27 protein-coding genes are annotated in these 26,088 nt (G+C 52.9%); 17 read left to right on the forward strand and 10 right to left on the reverse strand.

The genetic code is table 11. The features are described from left to right. The first annotated feature begins 282 nt into the window (after positions 1 to 282). Positions 283 to 1,581 (forward strand): MFS transporter, encoded by a 1,299-nt coding sequence (locus tag OGV75_RS18835; RefSeq protein WP_016154060.1) that lies wholly within the window; start codon positions 283 to 285, stop codon positions 1,579 to 1,581. Here OGV75_RS18835 and OGV75_RS18840 read toward each other — a convergent pair. The 5 genes from OGV75_RS18840 to trxC all read right to left on the reverse strand — a co-directional run bounded on the left by OGV75_RS18840 (position 1,578) and on the right by trxC (position 7,300). Then, positions 1,578 to 1,901 carry a YfiM family lipoprotein gene (locus OGV75_RS18840; RefSeq protein ID WP_016157180.1) on the reverse strand — a complete coding sequence of 108 codons (324 nt, stop codon included), beginning with the start codon at positions 1,899 to 1,901 and terminating at the stop codon, positions 1,578 to 1,580. The two genes, OGV75_RS18835 and OGV75_RS18840, sit on opposite strands and share 4 nt — an antisense overlap. A 44-nt stretch (positions 1,902 to 1,945) precedes the next feature. Then, on the reverse strand, positions 1,946 to 3,301 hold the full coding sequence (gene pssA / locus OGV75_RS18845; protein ID WP_003835350.1) for a CDP-diacylglycerol--serine O-phosphatidyltransferase: 1,356 nt from the start codon (positions 3,299 to 3,301) through the stop codon (positions 1,946 to 1,948). A gap of 114 nt (positions 3,302 to 3,415) precedes the next feature. Then, positions 3,416 to 6,076 carry a bifunctional acetate--CoA ligase family protein/GNAT family N-acetyltransferase gene (locus OGV75_RS18855; protein WP_016157179.1) on the reverse strand — a complete coding sequence of 887 codons (2,661 nt, stop codon included), beginning with the start codon at positions 6,074 to 6,076 and terminating at the stop codon, positions 3,416 to 3,418. A 36-nt stretch (positions 6,077 to 6,112) separates the two neighbouring features. Then, positions 6,113 to 6,811 (reverse strand): tRNA-uridine aminocarboxypropyltransferase, encoded by a 699-nt coding sequence (tapT, locus tag OGV75_RS18860; protein WP_286481025.1) that lies wholly within the window; start codon positions 6,809 to 6,811, stop codon positions 6,113 to 6,115. Between the two features lie 69 nt (positions 6,812 to 6,880). Next, positions 6,881 to 7,300, reverse strand: a complete 420-nt coding sequence (gene trxC, locus OGV75_RS18865; protein WP_003037559.1) for a thioredoxin TrxC — start codon at positions 7,298 to 7,300, stop codon at positions 6,881 to 6,883. 207 nt (positions 7,301 to 7,507) lie between these two features. On the opposite strand from trxC, the gene OGV75_RS18870 reads away from it, so the two are divergent. Next, entirely contained in the window at positions 7,508 to 8,587 is a 1,080-nt protein-coding gene (locus OGV75_RS18870) for a tRNA/rRNA methyltransferase (protein ID WP_080860011.1), read from the forward strand. A gap of 33 nt (positions 8,588 to 8,620) precedes the next feature. Here the strand turns inward: OGV75_RS18870 and ung are convergent, their stop codons facing one another. Further along, the gene (ung, locus tag OGV75_RS18875; RefSeq protein WP_016154055.1) at positions 8,621 to 9,310 is read right to left on the reverse strand and encodes a uracil-DNA glycosylase; all 690 of its coding nucleotides are present in this window, start codon (positions 9,308 to 9,310) and stop codon (positions 8,621 to 8,623) included. A 317-nt stretch (positions 9,311 to 9,627) separates the two neighbouring features. Between ung and grcA the strand changes: the two genes are divergently transcribed. After that, positions 9,628 to 10,011, forward strand: coding sequence for an autonomous glycyl radical cofactor GrcA (grcA, locus tag OGV75_RS18880; protein WP_003037563.1), 384 nt, complete (start codon positions 9,628 to 9,630; stop codon positions 10,009 to 10,011). Positions 10,012 to 10,123: 112 nt separating this feature from the next. On the opposite strand, the gene srmB is transcribed toward grcA, so the two are convergent. Then, the gene (gene srmB / locus OGV75_RS18885) at positions 10,124 to 11,452 is read right to left on the reverse strand and encodes an ATP-dependent RNA helicase SrmB (protein WP_016157176.1); all 1,329 of its coding nucleotides are present in this window, start codon (positions 11,450 to 11,452) and stop codon (positions 10,124 to 10,126) included. A gap of 130 nt (positions 11,453 to 11,582) precedes the next feature. Between srmB and trmN the strand changes: the two genes are divergently transcribed. Next, complete coding sequence (gene trmN, locus OGV75_RS18890; protein ID WP_016154053.1) at positions 11,583 to 12,320, forward strand: tRNA(1)(Val) (adenine(37)-N(6))-methyltransferase TrmN; 738 nt, start codon at positions 11,583 to 11,585, stop codon at positions 12,318 to 12,320. Here the strand turns inward: trmN and nadB are convergent. Further along, positions 12,305 to 13,927: an L-aspartate oxidase gene (gene nadB, locus OGV75_RS18895; protein ID WP_047358259.1), complete on the reverse strand. Its 1,623-nt coding sequence runs from the start codon at positions 13,925 to 13,927 to the stop codon at positions 12,305 to 12,307. The genes trmN and nadB overlap by 16 nt on opposite strands. Before the next feature lie 305 nt (positions 13,928 to 14,232). On the opposite strand from nadB, the gene rseD reads away from it, so the two are divergent. The 12 genes from rseD (at position 14,233) to acpS (ending at position 23,871) form a co-directional block, all read left to right on the forward strand. Continuing rightward, a complete protein-coding gene (gene rseD, locus OGV75_RS18900) occupies positions 14,233 to 14,355 on the forward strand; it encodes a rpoE leader peptide RseD (RefSeq protein ID WP_223306697.1) in 123 nt (40 codons plus the stop codon). Further along, positions 14,352 to 14,927: an RNA polymerase sigma factor RpoE gene (gene rpoE / locus OGV75_RS18905; RefSeq protein ID WP_003037573.1), complete on the forward strand. Its 576-nt coding sequence runs from the start codon at positions 14,352 to 14,354 to the stop codon at positions 14,925 to 14,927. Before rseD ends, rpoE begins: the two co-directional genes overlap by 4 nt. Positions 14,928 to 14,958: 31 nt before the next feature. Further along, positions 14,959 to 15,609, forward strand: a complete 651-nt coding sequence (gene rseA / locus OGV75_RS18910) for an anti-sigma-E factor RseA (RefSeq protein ID WP_019077408.1) — start codon at positions 14,959 to 14,961, stop codon at positions 15,607 to 15,609. After that, on the forward strand, positions 15,609 to 16,565 hold the full coding sequence (rseB, locus tag OGV75_RS18915) for a sigma-E factor regulatory protein RseB (RefSeq protein WP_016154050.1): 957 nt from the start codon (positions 15,609 to 15,611) through the stop codon (positions 16,563 to 16,565). The genes rseA and rseB overlap by 1 nt, the downstream gene beginning before the upstream one ends. Beyond that, positions 16,562 to 17,026 carry a SoxR-reducing system protein RseC gene (gene rseC / locus OGV75_RS18920; protein WP_094761041.1) on the forward strand — a complete coding sequence of 155 codons (465 nt, stop codon included), beginning with the start codon at positions 16,562 to 16,564 and terminating at the stop codon, positions 17,024 to 17,026. Before rseB ends, rseC begins: the two co-directional genes overlap by 4 nt. 215 nt (positions 17,027 to 17,241) lie before the next feature. After that, complete coding sequence (gene lepA / locus OGV75_RS18925; protein ID WP_286481026.1) at positions 17,242 to 19,041, forward strand: translation elongation factor 4; 1,800 nt, start codon at positions 17,242 to 17,244, stop codon at positions 19,039 to 19,041. A gap of 15 nt (positions 19,042 to 19,056) precedes the next feature. Then, positions 19,057 to 20,031, forward strand: a complete 975-nt coding sequence (lepB, locus tag OGV75_RS18930) for a signal peptidase I (RefSeq protein ID WP_016154048.1) — start codon at positions 19,057 to 19,059, stop codon at positions 20,029 to 20,031. Between the two features lie 269 nt (positions 20,032 to 20,300). Continuing rightward, a complete protein-coding gene (rnc, locus tag OGV75_RS18935) occupies positions 20,301 to 20,981 on the forward strand; it encodes a ribonuclease III (RefSeq protein WP_003037579.1) in 681 nt (226 codons plus the stop codon). Then, on the forward strand, positions 20,978 to 21,883 hold the full coding sequence (era, locus tag OGV75_RS18940; protein WP_003037581.1) for a GTPase Era: 906 nt from the start codon (positions 20,978 to 20,980) through the stop codon (positions 21,881 to 21,883). Before rnc ends, era begins: the two co-directional genes overlap by 4 nt. Before the next feature lie 132 nt (positions 21,884 to 22,015). After that, a complete protein-coding gene (gene recO, locus OGV75_RS18945) occupies positions 22,016 to 22,744 on the forward strand; it encodes a DNA repair protein RecO (RefSeq protein WP_016154047.1) in 729 nt (242 codons plus the stop codon). Positions 22,745 to 22,759: 15 nt separating this feature from the next. Further along, on the forward strand, positions 22,760 to 23,491 hold the full coding sequence (pdxJ, locus tag OGV75_RS18950; protein ID WP_016157172.1) for a pyridoxine 5'-phosphate synthase: 732 nt from the start codon (positions 22,760 to 22,762) through the stop codon (positions 23,489 to 23,491). Then, a complete protein-coding gene (gene acpS / locus OGV75_RS18955; RefSeq protein WP_016157171.1) occupies positions 23,491 to 23,871 on the forward strand; it encodes a holo-ACP synthase in 381 nt (126 codons plus the stop codon). Before pdxJ ends, acpS begins: the two co-directional genes overlap by 1 nt. 40 nt (positions 23,872 to 23,911) lie before the next feature. Here the strand turns inward: acpS and OGV75_RS18960 are convergent, their stop codons facing one another. After that, positions 23,912 to 24,172, reverse strand: a complete 261-nt coding sequence (locus OGV75_RS18960) for a YfhL family 4Fe-4S dicluster ferredoxin (protein ID WP_003037590.1) — start codon at positions 24,170 to 24,172, stop codon at positions 23,912 to 23,914. 55 nt (positions 24,173 to 24,227) lie between these two features. After that, the gene (locus tag OGV75_RS18965; protein ID WP_016154045.1) at positions 24,228 to 25,076 is read right to left on the reverse strand and encodes a MurR/RpiR family transcriptional regulator; all 849 of its coding nucleotides are present in this window, start codon (positions 25,074 to 25,076) and stop codon (positions 24,228 to 24,230) included. Positions 25,077 to 25,193: 117 nt separating this feature from the next. On the opposite strand from OGV75_RS18965, the gene murQ reads away from it, so the two are divergent. Beyond that, positions 25,194 to 26,087, forward strand: a complete 894-nt coding sequence (gene murQ, locus OGV75_RS18970) for an N-acetylmuramic acid 6-phosphate etherase (RefSeq protein ID WP_016154044.1) — start codon at positions 25,194 to 25,196, stop codon at positions 26,085 to 26,087. Position 26,088 lies beyond the last annotated feature (1 nt).

Here is a 26,088-nt window from a genome sequence, read left to right on the forward strand (position 1 = left end):
TCAAACAAGTGAAGAAGCCCATCCTGCCGGATGGGCTTTTTTGCGTCTGCAGGGAATGAGAACTGCCGATGCAGCGTACCATTTTATCCAGCCCATAAAAGCCCACTCTATTTCAAACCGATTTTTCTCTTTCTCGAACATATCTGAATCCTTTCTCTGCTAATGAAAACCGTGATCTTTCTCTCATAATAAGTTATAACAATTATATAACATTTATTTCACCAAAAAAGACACAACCACCATTGATAAATTAATGCAATCGTTGGCAGGGGTACAATTCTAATGGCTGATAGCAGTGTAACTGAGAACGGGGCGCTGGCAGACGGCGATACTCGGCGTCGTATATGGGCGATTGTCGGAGCATCATCAGGGAATCTGGTCGAATGGTTTGATTTCTATATCTATTCTTTCTGCTCTCTCTATTTTGCTCATATCTTTTTTCCATCAGGAAACACCACCACGCAACTCTTACAAACAGCCGGAGTTTTTGCTGCAGGCTTTCTGATGCGACCGATTGGCGGCTGGCTGTTTGGTCGCATCGCGGATAAGCACGGGCGTAAAAAGTCGATGCTGCTGTCAGTTTGTATGATGTGTATGGGATCGCTGGTGATCGCTTGTCTTCCGGGATATGAAACCATCGGTACCTGGGCTCCTGCTCTATTGCTGCTGGCTAGGTTATTTCAGGGGCTGTCTGTGGGTGGTGAATACGGGACCAGCGCTACCTATATGAGTGAAGTAGCCGTTGAAGGTAAGAAAGGTTTTTATGCTTCCTTCCAGTACGTGACGTTAATCGGCGGGCAATTACTGGCACTGCTGGTTGTGGTCATATTACAGCAAACGTTAGAAGACTCAGCGCTAAGATCGTGGGGTTGGCGTATTCCATTTGCGTTGGGTGCCGTACTGGCTATTGTTGCGTTATGGCTGCGTCGACAGTTGGATGAAACCTCGAAACAGGACGTTCGTGCGCTGAAAGAAGCTGGCTCTCTGAAAGGTCTGTGGCGTAATCGCAAAGCCTTCATCATGGTGCTTGGCTTTACCGCTGCTGGCTCGCTGTGTTTTTACACGTTCACAACTTACATGCAGAAGTACCTGGTTAACACTGCCGGTATGCATGCCAACGTAGCCAGTGGGATTATGACGGCGGCACTGTGTGTGTTTATGCTGGTGCAACCGTTGTTCGGTGCCTTGTCAGATAAAATTGGCCGACGTACTTCAATGCTGTGTTTTGGCGCGTTGGCCGCGATTTTCACCGTCCCCATTCTGACAGCGTTGCAAAGCGTGACGTCTCCGTATATGGCGTTTGCTCTGGTGATGTGTGCCTTGCTAATTGTGAGTTTCTATACGTCAATCAGCGGTATTCTGAAGGCCGAGATGTTCCCGGCACAGGTGCGCGCTCTGGGGGTTGGATTATCTTATGCGGTGGCCAATGCTCTGTTTGGTGGCTCAGCCGAATATGTTGCGTTATCCCTGAAGTCTGTCGGTATGGAAACAACATTCTTCTGGTACGTTACAGCACTGGCAATAGTCGCATTTTTGGTATCGCTGATGCTGCATGGGAAGGGGAAAGGTCTGCGCCTCTAGTGATGTGCCAGTTGCCAGACCGCATAGCCGGTAGACGCACCTGCAACATCCCAGGCGAAGTCTTTCCAGCTCCAGCCGCTCCCAGCGGGACGGCTGTCCCATAACTCTTTTGATGCGCCCAGGCTGACAGAGAACATCAGGCCGATAGCCGCGCTGCGATCGCGGCTGTTGCCCTGATGTTGAGCATATTCGTTTCCAGCTGCGGAGAGCATAGCGGAGGCGATAAAGTGTTGAGCCTTGTCTTGTCCGCTCCAGCGGTCGTTTGCCATGTGGCTGCAGCCAGAAATAGCCAGGATACTGAAAAGAATAAACAAGCGCACCGTTGCCTCCATAGGAAAAACCCCGTCACTTGACGGGGTCTTGGTTACAGAATACGGCTAATTAGTCTGTCGATACGGATACGGCGTAGTCGACGGATGAGCTTACGCACTTTGACTGGATAGTCGGCAATGCTTTGCAGGTCGCGATAGTGCTTAACGACGGTGGTATGCGTGCGAATAAGCTCCAGTTCTTTATCGCGCTGGGGAGTCAGCTCTTGCTTCGGATCGTGGATAAGGATGGCGTTTTCCAGATCCAGACGCCAGGCGCGAGGGTTAAGGTTGTTGCCGGTGAGCAGCATCCATTTATCATCAACCCACATGCCTTTCAGATGATAGGTGTTGTCATCATCTTTCCATAAGCGCACGACCAGTTGGTCGGTATTCACGTAATATTGCAGTCTGCTCAGGAAACGGCGCAGGTTAATTTCATACAGGTAGGGCAGCGCGCCGATGATTTTAAATGGCTCATCTTCTGGAATGAAAAAGTCGTTGGCGGTTTTATCACCGACAATGATCTCGACCTTTTTGCCTTCACGCAGCAGCTGAATGATATTGCGCACCAGTATAGCGGGCAGGTTGAAATAAGGGGTACAGATTGTGAGCTTGTGCTCCGCGCAGGGCATAAGGTGGAAAATGGTCTTATTTAACAGACTGGATTTTCCAAGGCCTACCAGAGGCGTTACCGAGAGCTGTTCATTATCCGCATCACCCTGAAAATGGAATGACGCATCGCGCAGTTCCTGACGGTAAAGGCGGATGTCGTTTTTAATTTCCGGGCTTTTAGGGCGATTAATATCATCAAGGCGATTAACGCCGCGACCGTTCATCAGGTTCTGCGTGACCCAATCGAACATGATATCGGCCATTTGCGCGTTGCGAATCAACTGATAACGGTCATAGCGATATTTATCATGCTGATGCAGATAAACATCATTCAGGCTGGCTCCGCTGTACAGGACGCTGTCATCGATGATAAAGCCTTTAAAATGCAGGACGCCAAGCGCTTCTCGGGTGTTAATCGGAACACCGTAGACAGGAATATCAATACCTGGGTTTTCTTGTGCCATTCGGCAATACCAGTCAGCATTGGTATTCGATGCCGCAGCACCAATACGTCCGCGCTGGGCTCGGTGCCAGTCGACAAGCACCCGGACATCCAGTTCAGGACGCTGCCGTTTTGCCGCATAGAGCGCGTCGAGTATGCCTTTGCCACCGTCATCCTGTTCCAGGTACAGCGCAATAATGCAGATCCGTCGCGTCGCGCTGGCTATTTTTTCCAGCAGAGTCTCCCTGAAATTAGCGGGAGCATAAAAGAAATCTACATCATCAACTGACTGAGAAATCTTGGGTAGTTGGGCAAGGTGTTGTTGATGTTTATTACGCTTAAATTTTGACAACATCACAGTGCATTTCTTCTCTGTTCATTGAAGGGTCCTCTGTGCTATGCAGACGACATAAGCGGGTAATGATACCACCAGTACCTATTAATGTGGTCAACATTTCCAGTACCTTACTCACGATTCCTCAAATTGGGCCAGATTAAGCGTTAGCCCAACAATTCCCTCTTCGAGTTGGACGTCAACAGCGAACCCGAGTTTCCGGGCCAGGGCGACCATCCCACGATTGTTTGGCATCGTAATACCATTCAAACGTCTAAGTCCGTGATCTCGGGTATATGCAATTAATTTTTCCATCAACCGGCGACCCAGTCCAAGCCCTTTGAGATCTGAACGAACCAGCACGGCGAACTCGGCGTCAATGTTATCAGGATCCGAGATTGCTCGCGTTACGCCGAGGATCTCTTGCTGATTGTTTTTACAGCGTACCGCAACAAAGGCCATTTCCCGATCGTAGTCGATCTGCGTCATATTGGCTAAATCTTCGTGGGTAAATTCGTTGATCTCACTGAAATAGCGATAATAAAGATCTTCTTTTGTTACCTGAGAAATGAACTGCTGCAGATGAGGTTCATCCTCGGGCAAAATAGGGCGGAACAAGCAACGCTCGCCGTTCTTCAACTCCACCCATTCTTCAAGCTGATGGGGGTAGGGACGTATAGCCAGTCTGCTTTCGTTATCGCCCGTGAAAGGGGCAATGTCCAGCGTGACATCCAGCGCGGTAAATTCACCGGCGGAGGCCAACAGCGGATGAATATCCAGACGCTGAATTTCCGGGCAATCGACGATCAGATTGGAGACCTGCACCAGAAGCTGACTTAACCCGGCGATATCCAATGGGCGTAATGCGCTGCGAGCGCGGATCTTTTTATTTTTGATCCCCTGGATCACCAGATAACGCGCCAGATTCATGTTCAATGGCGGCAACGCCACCACGGCTTGCTCTTCTGGTCGCCACTCAACTCCGCCTTCACCAAGCATAATCAACGGGCCAAATACCGGGTCGTGTTCAACGACGACGCGCAGCTCCTGAGCGCCAGCGCGATTCGCCATACTTTGAACTAATAAACCGTGAATGCGCGCCTGCGGCCAGGCCATTTTTACCCGATCAAAAATCGCATTGGCTGCCTGCTGCACCTCTGTTGCCGTTCGCAGGTAGAGCATTACCCCCTGAACTTCTGATTTATGCGGGATATCAGGAGAACGCAGCTTTAGCGCCACCGGGTAACCGATTTGCTCCGCGATGTGTACGGCTTCAGCGCTGTCGCTGGCGATCCACGTCGGCAGCGTGTGTAAGCCATAGGCTTGTAAAATCGGCTGCACTTCATGGGTATCCAGCGACGTTGCTCCTTCAGCAATCGCCTGCTGTAACAGATTATGCGCCTCGGCGGTATTGGTGGTCAGGTAGTCGGGCAGCGCAGGGGTTTCCCGCAGTTGCTTCTGGTTACGCCGGTACTCCACCATATGCATAAACGCGGTGATGGTGCCTTCTGGCGTGCGGTAGGTAGGTAATCCGGCTTCGCTAAACAGTCTACGGGCTTCCTGGGAGGAAAACTCTCCGCACCAGTTGGTCAGTAACGAGACGAACTTACCGCGGGGATGACGTTTTACCGCCTCGATTAACGCTTGCGCGCTTTCTGTTCCCGGGGCGGCTGCGCTGGGTGAGTGAATCACCATCAGTGCGTCGAAATCCTGGCTGGCGAGCAAGATATCCAGCGTCTTAACGTAGTGTTCGCTGCTGGCGTCGTCACGCAGATCCAGTGGGTTGGCGATATCAATATGTTCAGGTAGCGCATCGCGTAATTTCTGGCAGGTATCTTCACTCAATGTCGCCAACTTGCCATTTTTTGACCACAGCTCATCTAATGCCAGTGCGGCAGGCGCGGCCCCATTGCTGATGATCATCAGCCTGTCGCCGCGCAGTGGACGCATGTGGCTCAGGGTTTCTACCGCAGAGAACAGCTCGTGAGTGTCTTGTACGCGTAATAAACCGGCGCGCTGGATAGCTGCGTCCCACGCAGGGTCCATCCCTGCACTGGTATGCAGTAAACGCTGTGCAGCCGGACTGCGACCACTCTTAATCACCAGAATGGGTTTATTGCGCGAGGCGCTACGGGCGGCGGAGACAAAGCGCCGGGCATCACTTAAATGTTCGAGATATAGCAATATCGCGCTGGTTTTACTGTCGCGCGCCAGGTAATCCAGTAGTTCATCAACGTCGATATCCAGGCTGTCGCCCAGCGCGATAAACCAGGAAAAACCCATGTCGCGCTGCTGCGCCCAGTCCAGAATGGTGTTGGAAATCGCCGCTGACTGGGAAATAAATGCCAACTTACCGCGCTTGATGGGAACGGGGGAAAAGCTGGCGTTAAGCCCCTGCCAGGGCGCGAGAAGTCCTAGGCTGTTGGGGCCTAGCAGACGTATGTTGTAGCGTGCGGCGCAGGCCAACAATTCCAGGTGCTGCGATGCGGGAGCTGAAAGAATAATGCAGGTTTTACAGCCTTTCTCGCCAAGCGCTTCGAGTAATGCCAGGTTGCGGCTGGCATTGGTGCACAACACGGCAAGGTCTGGGCTAAAAGGCAGGCTGTTGATATTGGGCCAGGCCAGGACGCCCAACACCGCTTTCCATGCTGGCGTCACTGGTAAAACAGGTCCATTGAAACCGCCAGCAAGCAGGTTACGCATCATCAGGTAACCTGCGCGATTAGGCTTCATTGACGCCCCAATCACCGCAATGGATTTCGGTCGCAGTAGTGCTTCCAGACCACGCTGACTCATATCGGCTTCCTTAATGACACCAGTGACCGAATGATTTTAAACGCTTTCTGGCGAGTCTGCTGTGACGCTTCCCTGATGTTGCGTTTTTCCTGCCAGGTAGCGGGTTTTAAAGCGAGTGAAATGTTCGCTCAATCCCTCCGCGGCTTGCGTATCGCCCGCCAGATCCAACAACGCGATGGCCACTTCGGCAGTACAGTATTGCCCTTCGGCGTGAATGCCACGCAGGTGGTAAGCGGAAAGTCGCGATAAATCAACGGAGATCACCGGCAGGTTATCAAGGTACGGGCTTTTGCGGAACATTTTACGCGCTTCAGGCCAGGTACCATCAAGCATGATAAACAACGGCGGTTTACCGGCTGGAGGCGCGAAAATCACTTCACGCTCTTCGCCCGCATAGGATGCCGGGAATACAACCATCGGCTGGTAATCCGGATTTTTCACCAGTTCGAGCAGCGCCTGTGGCGGTTCGGTGCGTGACCACTGAAAAGCCGTGGTATCGGGTAAAATATCGGCAATCAAACGTCCCGTGTTGCTGGGCTTCATCGGCTCGGTATCAAACATCACCAGACAAAAGCGGCTTTTGGCCTCAGACGACACCAGCGTTGCGCACAAGCAGAGCTTCAGAGGCAGCAGGCAGCGCTGACAGCGGCGAATGCGATTACCTCGGGCAAGGAAAGGACGCGTGGCGCGCGCGAGGCGCTCAGCGCGTAACTGAAGAACAGCGTTATCGGTCATGGGAGAACACGTTGAAAAACGCTATTGTCGCAGAGGTGAAAACGGGGCACAAGATGCGCCCCGTAGAGATTATAATGATTCGTTAAGCCAGCTATCAAACGGGGCTTTAGGTACGGCGCCATTAAGCATGTCGACGATTTCACCTTTTCTGAAGATCATAATGGTCGGGATGCTGCGGATACCGAAACGGGCGCTGAGTTCACGCTCGGCTTCTGTATTCACTTTAACAAAACGCACTTTACCGCTACGCTCTTCCGCGACATCTTCAAAAATCGGGGCGAAGTTACGGCATGGACCACACCAGGGGGCCCAAAAATCAACCACCACCGGGAGATCGTCTTTTAACAGTTTATCCAGTGTTTCACCGGTCGCATTGATCACCTCCCCATCAAACAGGTCGTGACCACAGCGTCCGCATTTAGCCGCTTCCTGGACACGATCGTCGGGGATGCGGTTGATAGCCTGGCAGCTGGTACAAACGGTATTCATAACTAACCTCTGGATGAGTGGAGTGGACTTCACGGCAGTAACGCCAATATGTTTCTATTATGTTACATATTATCGGGGAGTCTGTTCTAAACAACAATGCGTTTTATTCAATGAGTACAATAGTCCTTAGCTTTTAAATGAAATAATGGCTAACGACGTGCACATCGGGTAATCTTCGCGCTTCGCGCAGAGCAGGTGGAGAAAAACATGAGCGACGAACTGAAGAATAAAAACGGCAAGGTCAAAGTGATGTACGTCCGCAGTGACGATGACTCGGACAAACGCACCCAAAATCCACGTACTGGTAAAGGCGGCGGTCGCCCCGGTACTTCCCGAGCCGAAGGCGGTCGTCGCCCTGCCCGTGATGACAGAAAGGGTCCGAACAGCGAACGTGGTCGTGAACGTGGTCGTGGCCGCGATGTAGAACGCGACCGTGGACGTGAAGATTCACCATGGCGTACCGTGTCCCGCGCACCGAATGAGGATGCAGCAGACAAAGCCGATCACGGTGGTATCAGCGGCAAAAGCTTTATCGATCCTGAAGTATTACGTCGTCAGCGCGCGGAAGAAACCCGCGTTTACGGTGAGAATGCCTGTCAGGCTCTGTTCCAGAGTCGTCCGGACGCTATTGTTCGCGCCTGGTTTGTTCAGAGCGTAACCCCGCGCTTTAAAGAAGCATTACGCTGGATGGCGGCGAACCGCAAAGCCTACCACGTGGTTGACGAAGCCGAGCTGGCGAAAGCCTCCGGCACTGAACACCATGGCGGCGTCTGTTTCCTGATCAAGAAACGTAACGGTACCACTGTTAAGCAGTGGGTTGGTCAGGCCGGGGCGCAGGATTGCGTGCTGGCCCTGGAAGACATTGCTAACCCGCACAACCTGGGCGGCATGATGCGTAGCTGCGCGCACTTCGGTGTGAAAGGCGTAGTGGTACAGGATGCGGCGCTGTTGGAATCAGGTGCGGCTATCCGCACTGCTGAAGGCGGAGCTGAGCACGTTCAGCCGATCACCGGTGACAGTATTGTCGATGTGCTGGACGACTTCCGTAAAGCGGGTTACACGGTAGTGATGACCTCAAGCGTGAAAGGCAAGCCGCTGTTTACTACCACGTTGCCGGAAAAAATGGTGCTGGTATTAGGGCGTGAGCGTGAGGCTCTGCCAGAAGCAGCATGCTCAGCCGACGACCTGTGCGTGGCGATAAACGGTACGGGCAACGTAGAAACGCTCAACGTTTCTGTCGCGACCGGCGTGCTGCTCGCGGAGTGGTGGCGTCAGAACAAAGCCTGATAATAAAAATGCCAGCGATTCGCTGGCATTTTTTTACTCGCTTTCTGCTGGCAATACCGGCGTCCAGTCAATCGGCTTTTCACCTCGCTGTTCCAGCCACTCATTAGCCAGTACAAAATGATTGCAGCCAAAGAAACCGCGATGCGCAGAGAGCGGTGATGGGTGCGGCGCTTTCAATACATGGTGACGCTGCGCATCAATAATCGCACCTTTCTTTTGTGCGTGTGAACCCCAGAGCAGGAATACCACGCCTTCCCGATGTTGGTTAATCAGGCTGATGACTTTATCGGTAAATGTTTCCCATCCCAGACTGGCGTGCGAATGTGCCTGCCCGGCACGGACGGTAAGCACGGTGTTGAGTAACAGCACACCCTGGCGTGCCCAGCTTTCCAGATATCCGTGCGTTGGGCGTGTGAAGCCAGGAATCGTTGCTTCCAGCTCTTTGTACATGTTCAGCAACGAGGGCGGGGTGGCAATACCGGGGCGGACAGAAAACGCGAGACCGTGTGCCTGGCCCGGACCGTGGTATGGATCCTGCCCTAAGATGACGACTTTCACGTCGCCAAGTTCGGTAAAGCGAAAAGCGTTGAATACATCTTTTTGTGGCGGATAAATTGTCATACCTGACTGACGCTCGCCCGCCACAGTATGCAGCGTGTTAACAAAATAAGGCTGCTGTTTCTCTTCTGCCAGCACATCGTGCCAGGTTAATTCGGTGGCCATCTCGCTCTCCTGCGAATTTTCAATCCCCCTAGCTTAACTGCTTCTTTCGACGTCGCAAAATTCTGTACGTTTCTCAAGGGGCTACCCCTTAAAGATAGTTGAAAATTTATGTAAAAAGTTTAGCTGCGCATGTGGCGTAAGTTGATGTAAAACAATAAAATCCACCTATCACCACTTTTCATGTGTGGTTTTTATTGATTTAAATCAAAGATTCAAGGGTGTGTGAGGGGTATATATACACTCAAGCAACAATGGTTTTACCAATTGGCCGGATGACGGCCAACCGAGATCAAATAATTTTGCCGGGGAGGCATCAAATGATTACAGGTATCCAGATTACTAAAGCTGCAAATGACGACCTGCTGAACTCTTTCTGGCTGCTGGACAGCGAAAAAGGCGAAGCACGCTGCATCGTTGCGAAAGCAGGTTTCAATGCTGATGAAGTCGTTGCTGTCAGCAAACTGGGTGAAATCGAATACCGTGAAGTACCGGTAGACGTACAGCCGGAAGTCCGTGTGGAAGGTGGTCAGCACCTGAACGTGAACGTTCTGCGCCGCGAAACTCTGGAAGATGCAGTTAAGCATCCGGAAAAATATCCGCAGTTGACCATCCGTGTTTCTGGTTATGCCGTGCGTTTCAACTCTCTGACGCCAGAACAGCAGCGCGACGTTATTGCTCGTACCTTTACTGAGAGCCTGTAAGGCTCACGGGGAATAACCCCGTCTGGCAGAGAATCTGAAAGCGGAAGATGCCAACGTATCTTCCGCTTTTTTGTGCACAAAAAATGCCGGGCTAAACGGCCCGGCATTCGGTTTACTCTTTGTCGGACTGCTGGGTAGCAGCTCCGCTCGGCTTACGGCGTTTGCCGACATTTTTGGCGTCGCGGTGACGTTTTTTCACCCGCGGTTTCTCTTTCTCTTTTGCTTTTTGCTCGGCGCGCTTCGCCAGCACTTTCTTGGATGGCTTACCGTTAGATTTCTCACTTGGCGCGCGCGTGGTTGGACGCAGTTCGTCGATGACGCGTGCTTTCAGTGGCTCGTCAATATAGCGGCTCGCTTTGCCGAGCAGCAGATGGTCGTGGGCTTCAACCAAAGAGATCGCAGTACCTTTACGGCCTGCACGACCGGTACGGCCAATGCGGTGCAGATAGGCATCGCCACTGCGCGGCATGTCGAAGTTAAACACGTGGCTGACGTCAGGAATATCGATCCCACGAGCGGCAACGTCGGTTGCTACCAGCACGTTCACACGACCATCGGTCAGGCGTTTGATCGCTTCATTACGTTTGTTCTGCACCATCTCGCCTTCGAGATAGCAGTTATTAATGCCCGCCTGGCGCAGCCAGCCTGCCAGCTCGTGCACACGCTCGCGTTTACGTACGAAGACAATCGAGCGAGTCGCTTCCGGCTGTTTTAACAAATGGATCAGCAGAGCAGTTTTGTGCTCGATGTCATCGGCACGGTAGTAAAACTGATGAATTTTCTTGCGTTCGCGCGTAGACGGATCCGCCGAAACTTCGACCGGATCCTCCAGCAGACGCTCAGCAAAATCTTTGATCGCATCGCCTTCCAGCGTGGCGGAGAACAGCATAGTTTGCTTACGCCAGCGGGTTTCTCCAGCGATATGCTCGATGTCCTGGGCAAAGCCCATGTCCAACATGCGGTCTGCTTCATCGAGGATTAGTGTCTCAACCGCATGGCAGTCGAAGTTTTCTTCTTTAATGTACTGCAGCAGACGACCGGTAGTGGCGACCACGATGTCCTGGTTTTCGCTAAAGACTTCCATGTGGTTCATGTAAGCCACGCCGCCGGTAATCGTGGCGATATCCAGATGCGTATTCTTCGCCAGTTCACGGGCGTGTTCGGCAACCTGCATCGCCAGTTCGCGCGTCGGTGTCAAAATCAAAATGCGCGGCGGGCCAGATTTCTTGCGCGGGAAGTCGAGCAGGTGCTGCAACGCTGGCAGCAAATATGCCGCCGTTTTACCGGTGCCTGTCGGCGCAGAACCGAGTACATCACGGCCATCGAGCGCAGGCGGAATGGCGGCAGCCTGAATGGCGGTCGGGCGAGTGAAACCTTTTTCCTGGAGGGCATCCAGAAGGCTTTCATCGAGTTCAAGTTCGGAAAAAGTCGTTACAGTCATGTTCTACCTCTGAGTGGGGCGCTGATTATAGACGTTACGGCTGCAATCTTCATCTGTTTGTATGGATATACCTTCTCAGGTATTGTTTTTATCCTATGTTATCGTTTTTTTTCCAGGAAGGTTGTTCTTCATGCCCCAGTCTACATCCGTACTTAGACGTAATGGATTTACTTTTAAGCAGTTTTTTGTGGCACACGATCGTTGTGCAATGAAAGTCGGAACGGACGGCATTTTATTGGGGGCCTGGGCCCCTGTTGCTGGCGTAAAGCGGATCCTGGATATTGGTACCGGGAGCGGCCTGTTGGCGCTGATGCTGGCCCAGCGCACAGATGAAAACGTCATCATTGACGCTGTGGAGCTTGATGTTGATGCCGCGCAGCAGGCGCAGGAGAACATCGCGCAATCCCCGTGGATGCATCGCGTGAACGTTCATACGGAAGATGTGCAGCAGTGGGTACCGCGCCAGACCGTGCGCTTTGATTTGATCATCAGCAACCCTCCCTATTATGAACAGGGAGTGGAATGTGCCACGCCGCAGCGCGAGCAGGCTCGCTACACCACCACGCTCGATCATCAAGTATTGCTGACGCTGGCGGCAGACAGCATTACGGAAGAAGGTTTTTTCTGTGTGGTGCTGCCCGAACAGATTGGTAACGCATTTTCCCAGCAGGCACTGGGCATGGGCTGGCATCTGCGATTGCGCACGGATGTAGCAGAAACCGAGGCCCGACTACCGAATCGGGTACTGCTGGCATTCTCCCCGCAGGCCGGGGAGTGCTTTAGTGACAGGCTGGTGATCCGTGGGCCAGACCAACGTTACTCTGAAGGTTACACGGCGCTGACCCAGGCGTTTTATCTGTTCATGTGATGACTTAGCGGCGAGAGAATGGACGGGCCCGCCTCTGGAAGCTGTTCTGGATAATCCAGCGTATAGTGCAGGCCCCGACTCTCTTTACGCATCATCGCGCAGCGGACAATCAGCTCAGCAACCTGCACCAGATTGCGCAGTTCCAGCAAGTTGTTCGACACGCGGAAATGAGCGTAATACTCGTCGATTTCCTGTTGCAACATGGTGATACGGCGTAGGGCGCGCTCCAGACGTTTAGTTGTGCGCACGATACCGACGTAATCCCACATAAATAGCCGCAGCTCATGCCAGTTATGCTGAATCACAACCAGTTCATCCGGGTTTTCTACCCGGCTTTCATCCCAATCCGGGAGGGTGCTGACGCTGCGAGCATAAGGCATTCGCCTGTCGATATCTTCAGCCGCGGACCAGCCGTAAACCAGGCACTCCAGTAATGAGTTTGACGCCATCCGGTTGGCTCCATGCAGGCCGGTGTAACTCACTTCGCCGATCGCATACAGCCCGTCGACATCCGTACGGCCAAAGTCATCCACCATCACGCCGCCGCAGGTATAGTGCGCGGCAGGAACGATGGGAACCGGCTCTTTGGTCAAATCGATGCCCAGTCCCAGCAATTTTTCATAAATCATCGGGAAATGCTGACGAACAAATTCTTCCGGTTTATGGCTGATGTCGAGAAACATGCAGTCAGCGCCCAGGCGCTTCATTTCGTGGTCAATGGCGCGGGCAACAATATCGCGGGGAGCCAGTTCGCCACGCTCGTCAAAATCGGGCATAAAGCGCGAACCGTCCGGGCGCTTCAGATGTGCGCCTTCGCCACGCAGCGCCTCGGTTAGCAGAAAGTTGCGCGCCTGCGGATGATACAGCGCCGTCGGGTGAAACTGGTTAAATTCCAGATTGGCGACACGGCATCCCGCGCGCCAGGCCATCGCAATCCCATCACCCGAGGAAATATCTGGATTGGTGGTGTATTGGTACACCTTTGACGCGCCGCCGGTGGCCAACACTACTGACTTGGCATGGCAGGTTTCTACGGCTTCTTTATTACGGTTCCAGATCCAGGCTCCGACAACCCGACGCGTTCCCGGCAGACCGATTTTATCGGAGACAATCAGATCGACGGCATTACTGCGCTCAAGAACCCGTATGTTGGGGTGATTTTGTGCCTGGCTGACGAGGGTGGTTTCGACTTCTTTACCGGTGGCATCCGCAGAGTGCAGAATGCGTCGATGGCTATGACCACCTTCACGGGTCAGGTGATAGCTCTCCTCACCGTTGGGCTGAACCTGCGTATCAAATAAGACACCCTGATCGATAAGCCACTGAACGCAGGTGCGGGCATTGCTGGCGACAAATTCAACCGCATGGCGATCGCACAGGCCGGCCCCGGCAATCAGAGTATCTTCAACGTGGGAGTCGATGCTGTCGGTTTCATCAAACACCGCGGCAATACCGCCCTGGGCATAAAATGTCGAGCCTTCGCTTACCGGACCTTTGCTCAGGACAATAACCTGATGTTTTTCGGCCAGGCGCAGCGCCAGTGAGAGTCCGGCAGCCCCGCTGCCAATGATCAGCACGTCACAGGATAATTCAGGAGTCGTATTCATGATTTTTGTTTAATTTACTAAACAGTATTTGGTCACCATAGCACCACATTGCGCGATACTGCACGTTTTATTTTTAAATGTGTTGCAGTGACTAAACATGAAAAAAAAGCATGACGAGGACGAAATGAGCAAAAATATTTTGTGAAGCAGGCCGTTAGCACCAGATTATGTGATGAAATTAAGTGGCCGTTGGGTTACTCTGCAAGCGGTGAAATGGGCATTTCTAAACAGATAGTGCGTCGATCGGATTATGTAGACTTATAATGAGAGATAAGACCTGTCTACAACATGACAAACAAAAAACAATGCGTAACGGAACTTTACGAAACTTGAGCACTCTAAGCATTTGCTTGCTCATAGTGAAGCTGATGGAGTGGCGTTTCGAAGGCGCGTGGAAATTTGGTTTGGGGAGACTTTACCTCGGATGAGCGAGCAGTTAACGGACCAGGTCCTGGTAGAACGGGTCCAGAAGGGAGATCAGAAAGCCTTTAACCTACTGGTAGTGCGCTATCAGCATAAGGTGGCGAGTCTGGTTTCTCGCTATGTACCGTCGGGCGATGTACCCGATGTAGTACAAGAAGCATTTATCAAGGCCTATCGTGCGCTGGACTCGTTCCGGGGAGATAGTGCTTTTTATACCTGGCTGTATCGTATTGCAGTCAATACAGCGAAGAATTACCTGGTCGCTCAGGGGCGTCGTCCACCTTCCAGTGATATTGATGCGATTGAAGCAGAAAATTACGAAAGTGGCGGTGCGCTGAAAGAAATTTCGAACCCTGAGAACTTAATGTTGTCAGAAGAACTGAGACAGATAGTTTTCCGGACTATTGAGTCCCTCCCGGAAGATTTACGCATGGCAATAACCTTGCGGGAGCTGGATGGCCTGAGCTATGAAGAGATAGCCGCTATCATGGATTGTCCGGTAGGTACGGTGCGTTCACGTATCTTCCGAGCGAGGGAAGCTATTGATAATAAAGTTCAACCGCTTATCAGGCGTTGACGATAGCGGGATACTGGAAAAGGTATTAGGCATGCAGAAAGAAAAACTTTCCGCTTTAATGGATGGCGAAACGCTGGATACTGAGTTACTCAAAGAGCTGACTCAGGACCCGGAAATGCAAAAAACCTGGGAGAGTTATCACCTGATTCGCGATTCCATGCGAGGTGATACCGCCGACGTTCTCCATTTCGATATTTCCGCCCGCGTAATGGCTGCCATCCAGGATGAGCCAGTACGTCAGACGGTGCCATTGATTCCTGAGGCCCAGCCAGCACCGCACCAGTGGCAGAAAATGCCATTCTGGAAAAAAATGCGTCCATGGGCCGCGCAGCTTACCCAAATGGGTGTGGCCGCGTGTGTATCACTTGCAGTTATTGTTGGCGTCCAGCACTATAATGGGCAATCTGAAACGTCCCAGCAGCCCGAAACGCCGGTATTTAATACATTACCGATGATGGGTAAAGCCAGTCCGGTAAGCCTGGGTGTACCCTCTGACGCGACGGCCAGCGGCGGTCAGCAACAGCAGGTACAGGAGCAGCGTCGTCGTATTAATGCCATGTTGCAGGACTACGAACTGCAACGTCGACTGCACTCTGAACAGCTTCAGTTTGAGCAGGCCCAAACACAGCAAGCCGCTGTGCAGGTGCCAGGAATTCAAACTTTAGGAACGCAATCGCAGTAATGAAGCAACTTTGGTTTGCCATGTCACTTGTGGCTGGTAGCCTGTTTTTCTCTGTAAACGCCTCGGCCAATCCTGCGTCCGGGGCGTTGTTGCAGCAGATGAATCTGGCCAGCCAGTCGCTAACCTATGAGCTGTCATTTGTCAGCATCAATAAGCAGGGTGTTGAATCCCTACGTTATCGCCATGCCCGCCTGGATAACCGTCCGCTAGCGCAACTGTTGCAAATGGATGGACCGCGCCGGGAAGTGGTGCAGCGTGGCAATGAAATTAGCTATTTTGAGCCTGGTCTCGAACCGTTCACGCTGAACGGCGACTATATCGTTGACTCTCTGCCCTCTCTGATTTACACCGACTTCAAACGTCTTGCTCCCTACTATGACTTTATCTCAGTAGGTCGCACCCGCATTGCCGATCGGCTCTGTGAAGTGATCCGCGTAGTCGCCCGTGACGGTACGCGTTACAGCTATATCGTCTGGATGGACACGGAGACTAAGCTGCCGATGCGCGTCGATCTTCTCGACCGTGATGGTGAGACGCTGGAACAGTTCCGTGTTATCGCGTTTACCGTAAACAACGGCGTTAGCGATAGCATGCAGGCGCTGGCGAAAGCCAATCTACCGCCGTTGCTGTCAGTTCCTGCGGGTGAGAAAACCAACTTCAACTGGAGTCCGTCGTGGTTGCCGCAAGGCTTCAGCGAAGTTTCCAGCAGTCGACGTCCGCTGCCGACGATGGATAACATGCCGATCGAATCGCGCCTATATTCTGATGGCCTGTTCAGTTTCTCCGTGAACGTAAACCGTGCGATGCAAAACAGCGCCGATCAGCTGTTGCGAACCGGGCGTAGAACGGTTAGCACCAGCGTGCGTGATAACGCAGAAATTACGATTGTGGGCGAGCTTCCACCGCAAACGGCGAAGCGTATCGCGGACAATATTAAGTTCAGGGCTGCACAATGATTAAAGAGTGGGCGACAGTCGTCTCCTGGCAAAATGGTCTGGCGACGGTCAGCTGTGATGTTAAAGCATCATGTAGCAGCTGTGCTTCGCGGGCCGGATGCGGGAGCCGCGTGCTGAACAAACTTGGGCCGCAGACCACGCATACCATCGTGGTGCCCAGCGACGAACCCTTAGCGCCCGGTCAAAAAGTTGAACTGGGTATTGCCGAGGGTAGCCTGCTGGGTTCAGCGATGTTGGTCTACATGTCTCCGTTGGCGGGGCTCTTTCTCTTCGCGGCGTTATTCCAGGTGCTGTTTGGTTCCGACCTTGCGGCATTAAGTGGTGCCGTGCTGGGGGGCGTGGGCGGATTCCTGATTGCCCGTGGATACTCTCGTAAGCTTGCTGAGCGCGAAGCCTGGCAGCCGGTCATTCTGAACGTTGCTCTTCCACCCGATCTCATTCGCGTCGAAACCCATCAGTGATAGCTTTTCCTGATGGCGCTTGTGTCGCCATCCGGCAAAAGTTTCACCGACTTTGCAAAGTTGTTTCCAGTTCCCGCTATCCTTGCTCTATGAACATTTCCTCGCCTCAGCGTTGTAGTGTAGAATGCGGCGTTTCACTTAAACAGACGTTAAGCTCAGATCAGCGACTTCTCAGAGCCTGCTCAGGCGGGCGTAAGGCACAATAATTACACTATATGAAGAACATACGTAACTTTTCAATCATAGCTCACATCGACCACGGTAAATCGACGCTGTCTGACCGTATTATCCAGATCTGCGGTGGCCTGTCTGACCGTGAAATGGAAGCGCAGGTTCTCGACTCGATGGATCTTGAGCGTGAGCGCGGTATTACTATCAAAGCGCAGAGCGTGACGCTCGATTTCAAAGCATCTGATGGTGAAACCTATCAGCTTAACTTTATCGACACCCCGGGCCACGTTGACTTCTCGTATGAAGTTTCCCGCTCGCTTGCCGCCTGTGAAGGCGCACTGCTGGTGGTTGATGCCGGACAGGGCGTCGAAGCACAGACCCTGGCTAACTGCTATACCGCCATGGAAATGGATCTGGAAGTGGTGCCGGTACTGAACAAAATTGACCTGCCAGCCGCCGATCCTGAGCGTGTGGCGGAAGAGATCGAAGATATCGTCGGTATTGATGCGACGGATGCCGTTCGCTGTTCGGCGAAAACCGGCGTAGGCGTCACTGACGTTCTTGAACGTCTGGTGCGCGACATCCCGCCGCCGGAAGGCGACCCGGAAGGTCCGTTACAGGCGCTAATCATCGACTCCTGGTTCGATAACTACCTGGGCGTCGTGTCACTGGTGCGTATTAAAAACGGCACCATGCGTAAAGGCGACAAAATTAAAGTGATGAGCACCGGTCAGGTCTATAACGCTGACCGTCTGGGCATCTTCACGCCAAAACAGGTTGACCGTACCGAGCTGAAATGCGGCGAGGTGGGTTGGTTGGTTTGTGCGATTAAAGACATCCTGGGTGCACCGGTTGGCGATACCCTGACGCAGGCGCGTAACCCGGCGGACAAGCCGCTGCCAGGCTTTAAAAAAGTGAAGCCGCAGGTTTACGCCGGTCTGTTCCCGGTGAGCTCTGACGACTACGAAAACTTCCGTGACGCGCTCGGCAAGCTGAGCCTCAACGATGCCTCCCTGTTCTATGAACCGGAAAGCTCAACCGCGCTGGGCTTCGGCTTCCGCTGTGGCTTCCTCGGTCTGCTGCACATGGAGATCATTCAGGAACGTCTGGAACGTGAATACGATCTGGATCTGATCACTACCGCGCCGACCGTAGTCTACGAAGTCGAAACCACGGCGAAAGAGACGGTCTACGTCGATAGCCCGTCCAAGCTGCCGCCGTTGAACAACATTTACGAACTGCGTGAGCCGATTGCTGAGTGTCATATGCTGCTGCCGCAGGCTTACCTCGGTAACGTCATCACGCTGTGTATCGAGAAGCGCGGCGTACAGACCAACATGGTTTACCACGGTAACCAGGTGGCGCTGACCTATGAAATTCCGATGGCGGAAGTGGTACTCGATTTCTTCGACCGTCTGAAGTCAACTTCTCGCGGCTATGCGTCGCTGGACTATAACTTCAAACGTTTCCAGGCGTCTGACATGGTGCGCGTTGATGTTCTCATCAACAACGAACGTGTCGATGCGCTGGCGCTGATTACCCACCGCGACAACTCCCAGAGCCGTGGTCGTGAACTGGTCGAGAAGATGAAAGATCTGATCCCTCGCCAGCAGTTTGATATCGCGATCCAGGCGGCCATTGGTACGCACATCATCGCGCGTTCAACGGTTAAGCAGCTGCGTAAAAACGTTCTGGCGAAATGCTACGGTGGCGATATCAGCCGTAAGAAAAAGCTGCTGCAAAAACAGAAAGAGGGTAAAAAGCGCATGAAGCAGATCGGTAACGTCGAACTGCCACAGGAAGCCTTCCTCGCCATTCTGCATGTCGGTAAAGACAGCAAATAATCTTAAGGAGTTGGCATGGCGAACATGTTTGCCCTGATTCTGGTGATTGCCACACTGGTGACGGGCATTTTATGGTGCGTAGATAAATTCATCTTCGCGCCTAAACGCCGGGAGCGTCAGGCAGCAGCGCAAGCTGCTGCAGGTGATTCACTGGATAAAGCAACGCTGAAAAAAGTGGCCCCTAAGCCAGGCTGGCTGGAAACCGGGGCATCCGTTTTCCCGGTTTTAGCTATTGTGCTGGTGGTGCGTTCATTTATTTATGAGCCGTTCCAGATCCCGTCTGGTTCGATGATGCCGACACTGCTTATCGGTGACTTTATCCTGGTGGAGAAATTTGCCTACGGGATTAAAGATCCGATTTACCAGAAAACGCTGATCGAAACCGGCCATCCGAAACGTGGTGATATCGTGGTGTTTAAATACCCGGAAGATCCGCGTCTGGACTACATCAAACGTGCTGTCGGTTTACCGGGAGACAAAGTGACGTACGATCCGGTGGCGAAAGAGGTAACTATTCAGCCAGGATGCAGTTCTGGTCAGGCGTGTGAAAACGCGCTGCCGGTAACGTACTCTGATGTTCAGCCAAGTGATTTTGTGCAGACATTTGCGCGTCGTAACGGCGGTGAAGCGACCAGCGGCTTCTTTGAGGTTCCGCTGAATGAAACGAAAGATAACGGTATTCGCCTCTCCGAGCGTAAAGAAACGCTGGGTGAGGTAACGCACCGCATTCTGACCGTGCCAATCGCGCAGGATCAGGTGGGGATGTATTACCGCCAGCCAGGCCAGCAGTTGGCAACCTGGATCGTCCCGCCGGGACACTACTTCATGATGGGTGATAACCGTGACAACAGCGCGGACAGCCGTTACTGGGGATTTGTGCCGGAAGCGAATCTGGTTGGTAAAGCAACCGCTATCTGGATGAGTTTCGATAAGCAAGAAGGCGAATGGCCGACCGGTGTGCGCTTAAGCCGTATTGGTGGCATTCACTAATCGCTGATAATCGTTCACGTTGTCGTCATTATGGCGACAGCGTGAATTATTTCTCGGATAAATTCCCGCAGACTAACGACATCCCTTGTCGTTGTGTATAGAATATTCCCCCGAAGTTTGAGGTTGGCACCGACAGGTTGCCACGGCACACGAAACAGCGTTGGTTTGTGTATAAATGCATTCAGCCGAAGCGGGATAGCTAAGCGAAATGCGTATATCAGGTCTGTTTCGTGTGCTGAATTGTTGACGCATTCATTTATTGGTATCGCATGAACCCCATCGTAATTAATCGGCTTCAACGGAAGCTGGGCTACACTTTTAATCATCAGGAGCTGTTGCAGCAGGCATTAACTCACCGTAGCGCCAGCAGCAAACATAACGAGCGTTTAGAATTTTTAGGCGACTCTATTCTGAGCTTTGTTATCGCTAATGCGCTGTATCACCGTTTTCCGCGTGTGGATGAAGGTGATATGAGTCGCATGCGCGCGACGCTGGTTCGCGGCAATACGCTGGCTGAATTAGCCCGTGAGTTTGACCTCGGTGAATGTTTACGTTTGGGGCCAGGCGAGCTGAAAAGCGGCGGTTTCCGTCGTGAATCGATCCTGGCAGATACCGTTGAAGCTTTGATCGGCGGCGTCTTCCTCGACAGCGATATTCAAACCGTTGAACAACTGATCCTGAACTGGTATCAGACTCGTCTGGATGAAATTAGCCCAGGCGATAAACAAAAAGATCCGAAAACGCGCCTGCAGGAATATTTGCAGGGGCGCCACCTGCCGCTACCGTCCTATCTGGTGGTGCAGGTTCGTGGTGAAGCACACGATCAAGAATTTACTATCCACTGCCAGGTCAGCGGCCTGAGTGAACCGGTGGTTGGCACAGGTTCGAGCCGTCGTAAGGCTGAGCAGGCTGCCGCCGAACAGGCGTTGAAAAAACTGGAGCTGGAATGAGCGAAGAGAAAACTTACTGCGGATTTATTGCCATCGTCGGTCGCCCGAACGTCGGCAAATCCACCCTGTTGAATAATCTGCTTGGGCAGAAGATTTCCATTACCTCACGTAAGGCTCAGACAACACGTCACCGTATTGTTGGCATCCATACCGAAGGTGCGTATCAGGCGATTTATGTTGATACCCCGGGCCTGCATATGGAAGAAAAACGGGCGATCAACCGCCTGATGAACAAAGCGGCAAGCAGCTCGATTGGTGATGTTGAACTGGTTATTTTCGTTGTGGAAGGCACCCGCTGGACGCCGGACGACGAAATGGTGCTCAACAAGCTGCGCGACGGTAAAGCCCCGGTTATTCTGGCTGTGAACAAAGTTGACAACGTTCAGGAAAAAGCCGATTTACTGCCGCACCTGCAGTTCCTGGCAAGCCAGATGAACTTCCTTGATATTGTCCCGATTTCTGCCGAAACCGGCCTGAATGTTGATACCGTTGCGGGCATCGTGCGTAAGCACCTGCCGGAAGCCATTCATCACTTCCCGGAAGATTACATCACCGACCGTTCTCAGCGCTTTATGGCGTCTGAAATCATCCGTGAAAAGCTGATGCGTTTTCTGGGGGCTGAACTGCCGTACTCCGTTACCGTGGAGATTGAACGTTTTATCTCTAACGAACGCGGTGGTTACGATATTAACGGTCTGATCCTCGTTGAACGTGAAGGGCAGAAGAAGATGGTTATTGGCAACAAAGGGGCCAAAATTAAAACCATCGGCATCGAAGCGCGTAAAGACATGCAGGAGATGTTCGAAGCGCCCGTTCACCTCGAGCTGTGGGTGAAAGTGAAATCCGGCTGGGCCGATGATGAGCGCGCGCTGCGTAGCCTCGGTTACGGCGACGACGTCTAATTTTTCATAGGTTATGGCTTTCGAGGTGCAGGAAGGCGGCAAGACCGCAGATCCTCGGGAGCTTACTCAAGTGAGTGACTGGGGTGAGTGGGCGCAGCCAACACACCTGCAGCTTGAAAGACGGCGGGTATGATGGAAGGATGGCAACGCGCTTTTGTCCTGCATAGCCGCCCGTGGAGCGAAACCAGTCTCGTGCTGGACGTCTTCACGGAAGAATCGGGTCGTGTGCGCCTGGTGGCTAAAGGCGCGCGCTCCAAACGTTCTAATCTCAAAGGCGCGCTCCAGCCTTTTACTCCGTTGTTGCTTCGCTTTGGTGGACGTGGTGAGGTCAAAACCTTACGCAGTGCCGAAGCCGTTTCTCTGGCTCTCCCCCTTAGCGGTATCACACTGTACAGTGGCTTGTATATCAACGAGCTTATCTCTCGCGTACTTGAGTATGAGACCCGCTTTTCTGAACTCTTTTTCGACTACCTGAACTGTATTCAGGCGCTGGCTGGCGCGACGGGTTCGCCAGAGCCTGCGCTGCGTCGCTTTGAGCTGGCCTTACTTGGACATCTGGGGTACGGCGTCGATTTTACCCACTGTGCGGGTAGTGGCGAGCCGGTGGACGACACCATGACCTATCGTTACCGGGAAGAAAAAGGGTTTATCGCAAGCGTAGTGATTGATAACGCCACCTTTACCGGACGCCATCTGAAAGCACTCGAATCGCGGGAATTTCCGGATGCTGATACGCTTCGCGCCGCGAAACGCTTTACCCGCATGGCGTTAAAGCCGTATCTTGGTGGTAAGCCGTTAAAAAGCCGGGAACTGTTCCGGCAATTTATGCCAAAACGCGCAGTAAAAACAAAAAATGATTAACGAGGATGGATTGCCATGGCCGAATTACTGTTAGGCGTCAACATTGACCACATTGCCACTTTACGTAATGCACGTGGCACCGCATACCCTGACCCGGTTCAGGCGGCGTTTATCGTTGAGCAGGCGGGCGCAGACGGCATTACCGTGCACCTGCGTGAAGACCGTCGCCATATTACCGATCGCGACGTGCGCATTTTGCGCCAGACGCTGGATACGCGTATGAATCTGGAAATGGCGGTAACCGAAGAGATGCTGGCGATTGCCGTTGAGACTAAGCCGCATTTTTGCTGCCTGGTGCCGGAAAAACGTCAGGAAGTGACGACTGAAGGTGGCCTGGATGTCGCTGGTCAGCGTGACAAGATGCGTGATGCCTGCAAACGCCTGGCGGACGCAGGCATTCTGGTTTCGCTGTTTATCGATGCTGATGACGAACAGATTAAGGCCGCTGCTGAAGTCGGCGCGCCGTACATCGAAATTCACACCGGCTGTTACGCCGATGCGAAAACCGACGCTGAACAGGCCAGCGAACTGGCGCGTATCGCCAAAGCGGCGACCTTTGCCGCCAGCCTTGGCCTGAAGGTGAATGCGGGTCACGGCCTGACGTACCATAACGTTAAAGCCATCGCCCGGATCCCGGAAATGCACGAGTTGAACATTGGCCATGCCATTATCGGCCGCGCGGTGATGAGTGGTCTGAAAGATGCAGTAGTCGAAATGAAGCGCCTGATGCTGGAAGCGCGTGGCTAATGGCGATTCTGGGATTAGGTACGGATATCGTGGAGATTGCCCGCATCGAAGCGGTGATCTCCCGTTCCGGCGACCGTCTGGCAAGACGCGTGCTCAGCGACAACGAATGGGCAATCTGGGAGACGCATCAGCAACCGGTGCGCTTTCTGGCGAAGCGTTTTGCGGTCAAAGAGGCGGCAGCAAAAGCCTTGGGTACCGGTATTCGCAACGGTCTGGCGTTTAATCAGTTTGAGGTCTTTAACGACGAACTCGGTAAGCCGCGTCTGCGGTTATGGGGGGAGGCGTTAAAACTGGCGGAAAAACTCGGCGTCGCACATATGCATGTGACGCTGGCCGATGAGCGTCACTACGCCTGCGCCACGGTGATTATCGAGAGCTAACGTTTCATCGGCCTGATAAGCATAGCGTCATCAGGCAACGTTACAGCTTATCGGCGTGGTGCATCAGTACAAACTTATCCCACAGCTGCTCTTCCGTTTCGACATGTGCCGGATCTTTCAAAATAGTATTAGGGATCGGGCACACCTTCTGGCAGGTTGGCGTGTCGTAATGGCCTACGCATTCAGTACACTTGTCGCTGTTAATCTCGTAAATGCTGTCACCCATCGAAATCGCCTCATTCGGGCACTCGGGCTCGCACATATCGCAATTGATACACTTTTTAGTGATTAACAGGGCCATCAGGAAACTCTCAAAACATCACAAATCGGGCGGGCATTATACGCGCATTCTTTGCTCAGACCAGTTTTTTTACCAGTGCTTCGCTGTGGCGAATGCGTTCCGGAGCATGCTCCAGATCTTGCTGCACCAGCGCCATAAACAGTAAATCAGTGAGCATCATTTGCGCATGGGTAGAGGAAATCGCTGCGCTGCGCGTGGCCTGTTCTTCAGCTATCGTGTACAGACAATGAGTTGCGCGCTGTTGCAGGGCGTTAGGGGTAAATCCGGTGATGGCGAGAATTTTGGCTCCGGCGCGCAACGTTTCATCCGCAGCCAGGTTGAGTTCGCGGCGTTCTCCGGTATACGAAATGGCCAGCAGCAGATCGTTGGGTGAAAGCGCCTGCACCGCCGCCAGCAGGGCGTGCATATCGCGTTCAACCACCGCGTTAAACCCAATCTTTAGCAGTTTCCAGGCAAAATTCTGCGCTACCAGACCCGATGCGCCAATCCCGGTCAGGATAATGCGCCGGGCTGAGCGCAGCATCGTGACGCTCTCTATCAGTTTCTCTTCGCTGTTGACGTCCAGCGTCGCATGCATCGCCGCCACGTTCTCTTTAATCAGTTTTTCGCCCACCATACGCATGGGGTCGTCACCGCGAATCTGATTATGCACCGGAATGGAATGAGGGTTGGGATTGCTGGCCAACGCTTCGCTAATCGCCAGTTTCAGCGCCGGAAACCCTTTAAAGCCCATCTTTTGCGCGAACTTCACCACGCTGGACTGGCTGACGCCTGCTTCAAAGGCCAACTGCTGTGAGCTGAGATGACGCGCGGTATCCGGCTGAGCAAGAAGATAATCCGCAAGTTTTTTATCGCTTTGCGCGAGGTCCGGGTAACGCTGACGAATGCGAATTAAACAGTTCATGCTGTCTCCTGGCGAAAACGTGATGGCGATTGCAAAACAAAATTTCACTCGCCTGGATGAATATAATATTCCATTATGACAGATTATTATGAATTAAAAATTCCTAAGGAACAAAAAATGAATCTCGGTGCATTAGTTTCAGAAACCCGCAATCCACAGACCATGGATCTGGATGCGCTCTCAACGTTGGAGTTGGTTCATCGATTTAATCAACAGGATACGCTGGTAGCGGAAGCAGTAAAAGCAACTCTGCCTCAAGTTGCGTGCGCGGTCGATGCGGCAGCCAACGCGTTAAAAGCCGGTGGACGCATTATTTACATGGGCGCAGGGACCAGCGGGCGTCTTGGGGTGCTGGACGCGTCTGAGTGCCCACCGACTTTCGGTGTACCGCATGGTCTGGTGGTTGGGCTGATTGCCGGGGGGCCGGGCGCGCTGCTCAAGGCGGTAGAAGGCGCGGAAGATAACCCGCAGTTAGGCGAGGACGATCTGCGCGCACTCAACCTTACCGCACAGGATCTGGTGGTTGGTCTGGCGGCTTCAGGTCGCACGCCGTATGTGATTGGCGGGCTGAAATATGCGCGTTCGGTGGGTTGTACGACGGCGGCTATTTCCTGCAATCCGGATTCTCCTGTCGCGCATGAAGCGGATATTGCTATCTCCCCGGTGGTGGGGCCGGAGGCGTTGACCGGGTCAACGCGACTGAAATCCGGCACCGCGCAAAAACTGGTGCTCAATATGATCTCCACCGGTGCGATGGTGAAATTTGGCAAGGTGTACCAGAACCTGATGGTGGATATGCAGGCAACCAACGTCAAACTGGTCGATCGAGCGTGCCGTATGGTGGTTGAAGCCACCGGCATTGCGCGTGAACAGGCGCAAGCGCTGCTAAAGCAGACTGATTTTGATGTTAAGCCAGCGATTTTAATGGCGCTCACCGGCCTGGATGCCGCTGCCGCCCGCGAAAAGCTTGCCGCTCACCAGGGTTTTTTACGCGCGGCGTTAGAACACTAAG

It is taken from the genome of Citrobacter sp. Cb028 (genome assembly GCF_030336705.1).
Lineage (GTDB): Bacteria > Pseudomonadota > Gammaproteobacteria > Enterobacterales > Enterobacteriaceae > Citrobacter > Citrobacter braakii.